Annotated in this window: 5 protein-coding genes; 1 reads left to right on the top strand and 4 read right to left on the bottom strand. The window is 51.7% G+C overall.

All coding sequences use genetic code 11. The annotated features are described in order from the left end of the window. The first annotated feature begins 157 nt into the window (after positions 1–157). Positions 158–1,207: a ferrochelatase gene (hemH, locus tag BQ17_RS01190; protein WP_089723932.1), complete on the top strand. Its 1,050-nt coding sequence runs from the start codon at positions 158–160 to the stop codon at positions 1,205–1,207. 520 nt (positions 1,208–1,727) lie between these two features. Here the strand turns inward: hemH and BQ17_RS01180 are convergent. The 4 genes from BQ17_RS01180 to BQ17_RS01170 form a co-directional block, all read right to left on the bottom strand. Further along, positions 1,728–1,967: a CopG family transcriptional regulator gene (locus BQ17_RS01180; RefSeq protein WP_089723931.1), complete on the bottom strand. Its 240-nt coding sequence runs from the start codon at positions 1,965–1,967 to the stop codon at positions 1,728–1,730. A 381-nt stretch (positions 1,968–2,348) separates the two neighbouring features. Next, the gene (locus BQ17_RS23810; protein ID WP_369406449.1) at positions 2,349–2,693 is read right to left on the bottom strand and encodes a nucleotidyltransferase domain-containing protein; all 345 of its coding nucleotides are present in this window, start codon (positions 2,691–2,693) and stop codon (positions 2,349–2,351) included. Then, positions 2,602–3,009 (bottom strand): hypothetical protein, encoded by a 408-nt coding sequence (locus BQ17_RS21225; RefSeq protein ID WP_176722235.1) that lies wholly within the window; start codon positions 3,007–3,009, stop codon positions 2,602–2,604. Before BQ17_RS21225 ends, BQ17_RS23810 begins: the two co-directional genes overlap by 92 nt. Beyond that, a complete protein-coding gene (locus tag BQ17_RS01170) occupies positions 3,006–3,677 on the bottom strand; it encodes an HNH endonuclease signature motif containing protein (protein WP_089723929.1) in 672 nt (223 codons plus the stop codon). Before BQ17_RS01170 ends, BQ17_RS21225 begins: the two co-directional genes overlap by 4 nt. Positions 3,678–4,261: the final 584 nt, after the last annotated feature.

The raw sequence follows: 4,261 nt of genomic DNA, 5'->3' as shown, positions 1-4,261 counted from the left end.
TAGTTTCGCTCGATATTGCTAGTCCCCGCACTGGAGCGTGTGAACCAAGCGTGTGAGCCAGCAGATACTATGAACTTGCAACATCGGTCGAAACTAGGTACTAGGACCGCACACGAGGTTTCCAGCCTGCATCAGACCTGAGCGGGCCACTCTCGTGATGTCCAAGCAGAAGACCGGATTCCGCCACGGCACGCCCCATGCGTTGGGGGTGCTCCTGATCAACCTGGGCACACCGGACGCCCCGACGGTGCCCGCGGTGCGGCGCTACCTGGCCGAGTTCTTGAGTGATCCGCGGGTGATCGAACTGCCCCGGGCCCTGTGGTGGCCGATCCTGCACGGCATCATACTGCGCCTGCGCCCACGGCGATCCGCCCGGTCCTACCGCGCCCTGTGGACGGACCAGGGCTCGCCGCTGCTAGTCATCGCCCGGCGCCAAGCCGGGGCCCTTCAGGAACGGCTCGACCGGCAGCTGCCGGGGCCCGTGCAGGTGGCGCTCGGGATGCGCTACGGCAACCCCTCGATCGCCTCGGCGCTGGCCGCTCTCCGGGACGCGAACGCCCGCCGCATCCTGGTGCTGCCACTCTATCCTCAATACTCGGCGACCACCACGGCCTCCGGCTTCGACGCGGTTACCGCCGAGCTCTCGACCTGGCGCCGGCTGCCGGAGCTGCGCTTTGTCAACCAGTACCACGACGAGCCGGGCTACATCGCCGCCTTGGCACACAGCATCCGTGCCTACTGGGCCGAACAGGGTGAGCCCGATCGGCTGCTGTTCTCCTTTCACGGTATCCCGCGGGACTACCTGCTGCGCGGCGACCCTTACGGCTGCCAGTGCCGTAAGACCGCGCGCCTGACGGCCGAGAATCTCGCGCTCGCCCCCCAGCGTTGGCAGCTCGCCTTCCAGTCCCGGGTTGGCCGCAAGGAGTGGCTGCGGCCCTACACGGAAGAGACCCTGATGGCCTGGGGCCGCGAAGGCGTGAAGAAGGTCCATGTCGTCTGCCCCGGCTTTGCGGCCGACTGCCTGGAAACCCTGGAGGAGATCGCCGTGACGAACCGGAATCGCTTCCTGGCGGCTGGAGGTGAGGCGTTCGGCTACATCCCGGCCCTGAATGACCAGGCCGATCACCTGGAGCTGCTGACGGCACTGGTCCTGCGACATGTCGCGGGTTGGCCGCAGACACAGGGGCAGGCCGTGGCCAGTCTGTAAGATTACCTGATTCGATTCGGTGGGCACAGCCCACCCTACAAGATTACCCGATTCGGTAGGCGTTCCAACCAGCATACTTGATACCTGCGGTGGTCGGGATCATAAAGTCTCCGCGTCCAAATCAACCGTTCGTCCATTAGGCACCATGTCAAAGTCGGCCGCCCGAATCGGCGGTCCACATACTTGCCCCCATGTCGATCCCGGCCCGAAACCGCATGTCGGGGGACCAATCCTAGTGAGGCTCCGCCTCAGACCGACGAGGCGTGACCAACCGCACCGAAGAACCACGGATAGACACGGATAAACACGGATTGTGATCCGTGTTTATCCGTGTCCATCCGTGGTTCAAAGGATTTGCGATTCCCGCCCAACAAGAGACAGAAATGTTTTTATGCAGTGCACAAAGTTGACTCATTTGTAAAGATGCAGGTCCCTCAAGGAATCCTAGTGAGGCTTTGCCTCAGAATATCTCCTTTTCTTCAGCTTCCTAAGAAACTCTTCAGTTTCAAATATTCTGAATTCAGACAAAATTACCCCGTTTGGCTTTGGCGTCGCGAATACCACGCTTTATGCTGAGATTTAGTTCGTCGTCATCTCTTATTTCCGCCATCTCCAATTCATCTGCATATTCATGCTCTTCAACATATCGAAGGATTACCGTTTCGATAAAGTTCGAAATGGGGCGATTGTTATGCTCTGCAAGACCAATGAATTTTCTATATACTTGGTCATTCAGTTCTAATGTGACTGTTTTGGGCATCTTTTTTCTCCATGTTGAGCCATAGTATTTACCGACCTCGCTACTTTGCACCGCATTGCCAACTCTCAAACTTCTGACGGCTAACGGCTTGGCTCAGGCGCCCAATGCCGCGTGGCACTGAGCCTGAAAGTTACTGAGGAGCCGGATCGCGGCATTGGGTCGCTTGCAGCCGAATGTTAGGCGAATGAGCTGTGAAAAACGACCCGTCAATTGAGCCTGGCTCCTTTTTCGCAACGCCTCAGCGAGCTTTACAGATAGCACCAAACTATCAGTTTAGCACCGCATTTCTAGCACGAAAAACCTCTGGCGTATAACGCTTGCCATAACCGGAGGAAAAAACGAAGCTCTGCGCCGCTTTTTGAGTCCGAGTTTATGGCATAGTTATGTTTCGTTTTCAAAAATTGTTAATAAGTTATTCATTTCTAGCAGAGGCCTTTCGCAGTATTCGGTATAAGTAAGAAAAGTCATGTCTATTGGCACACCAATCTTTTCAGAGATCTCATCTAACCTCTTTTTTGATTCGTAATACTCACCAAGAGCGTTTTTAGATCCAGGCTTCACAACTATCAGTATATCGATGTCGTTATATCGTTCTTCTCGAAAGAATGAACCAAATCCCCAAACACCGTATATGTCATCCCCTGTTAAAGTAGACTGGATTTCCTTCTTTATCTTTTTGATGGTAAGTCCAGTATCTATCACGCCATAGCGCCCCTGACATTTCATTAGTAACGTATAGACCAATGTTAGCATCAAGACAGTAGTGTTTGGCTTCTTGTGTATAACCATTCCACCCGCCGCCAATATAAATTATGTTTAAGTCATCAAACTCTTCCAATGCTCTCTGAACCAAAGTCAAACCCATCGTATATTTTCTGAGGCAAAGAATATTGAGAGTATCTTTCTGATTCGCTCTTTCAACAATAAACAGTATATCGTGTTCTCTTTCTACAGATACGATGTTGTCATGAGTCCTAAGAAGTCTTTCGAACCACGTAATATCGCAATAAGGAGTTCCCCAGTCATTGCTTCCGTTACTCATATTAAAAACGCCTCTGAAAAGGACGCCGGAAAAAGAGAATATGTATCTAACCTAGCATACTGATTAGCTTCAAACGACACTGCATGGTTCTTAAACAATAGAAACTCTCGGTATAGCTTCGAATCCAAGAGATTTATATTGGCTTCTATCATATTTATGATCTTTTGATTGTTGGGAATAATAGTATCCATTTTTCGAATACCCCACAGAAGATAAGCATTAGATCCTGGATCGTTGATTGCGACATCAGATTGCGGACCTAATTCCTTCCATACTATATGATTTTCTAAAAGCAAGTTTGTCGCTGCTTCTTTTAATTCTTCTATTGATTCAAATTTTACTTGGCTATTTAGAGTCCTTATCGCGGTTTCATGAGAATTCTTCCATTCATGCAGTTGTTCTGACGTAAAAGTTCCTTCGGGCGACTTATCGATGTGGCGGTGACAGGTAGGGCATAAAAGAATCGAGTTGTCATAAGTGTCGCTTCCACCACCCTCGATACCCCTAGGGCCTTTTTCACTATGCGGAATGATATGCGCCATCTCTCCCACGTTATAATTTCCAGTTTCTATTAGCACTTTTGTAAGATCCGCTCTGCATCCAGGGTTCGAGCATATTCCAGCCGCCCTTCCCCACAAAAGCTTCACATCGCTATCTGACATTGCCATCAGCTCACCTTAGAAACATAACGGCATGGCTAGTCGGTCCAATACCGCGCTTACCAATGACTTTCAGCCCGGTAGGTTGGGGTGAGCTTGCGAACCCCAACAGATCGTTATATCGAGCCAAAGATGTTGGGGTTCGTTCCTCACCCCAACCTACGCGGGCTTTTTATATTACACTCGCTGGTTAGCTCCCCGATAGGCGTCGCATGGACGCGCCGCTTATCAGGTAATAGACGGCGAATCGCCGTGTTTAAGTACGTCGAAACGCCTTATATACTACAACTATTGCCTCTTTTTCAAATTCATGAATATCTCTATCAACGCATCTATGGAGCCTGTCTGACTTGACGGGAAAAAGGGCGAACGAAACAGGACCCGAGATATGTGGGCTAACCAGCAATGCCATTAAGTTAGCTGCTGGCCGCTGGTCGTGGTAGGTCGGGTTAGGCGCGTGCTTCGGTGTTCGGTTGGATCACAGGATTGGAGCGCGCCGTAACCCGACAGACGATAATGGGAGCCAGCCTGGGATGTCGGGTTACGGCGCGTTCAGCCTCGGTTGTCCACGCCCGCATCGCAAGGCGCGCCTA

Source organism: Candidatus Thiosymbion oneisti, from assembly GCF_900092655.1.
GTDB classification, from domain to species: Bacteria; Pseudomonadota; Gammaproteobacteria; order Chromatiales; family Chromatiaceae; genus Thiosymbion; species Thiosymbion oneisti.
Note: the sequence above shows the minus strand (reverse complement) of the source record. Positions and strands in the feature narration are given on the sequence as shown.

Coding starts and splice junctions, on each gene's coding strand:
- hemH (WP_089723932.1), top strand. CDS start 158: ATGTCCAAGCAGAAGACCGGATTCCGCCACGGCACGCCCCATGCGTTG.
- BQ17_RS01180 (WP_089723931.1), bottom strand. CDS start 1,967: ATGCCCAAAACAGTCACATTAGAACTGAATGACCAAGTATATAGAAAA.
- BQ17_RS23810 (WP_369406449.1), bottom strand. CDS start 2,693: ATGAAATGTCAGGGGCGCTATGGCGTGATAGATACTGGACTTACCATC.
- BQ17_RS21225 (WP_176722235.1), bottom strand. CDS start 3,009: ATGAGTAACGGAAGCAATGACTGGGGAACTCCTTATTGCGATATTACG.
- BQ17_RS01170 (WP_089723929.1), bottom strand. CDS start 3,677: ATGGCAATGTCAGATAGCGATGTGAAGCTTTTGTGGGGAAGGGCGGCT.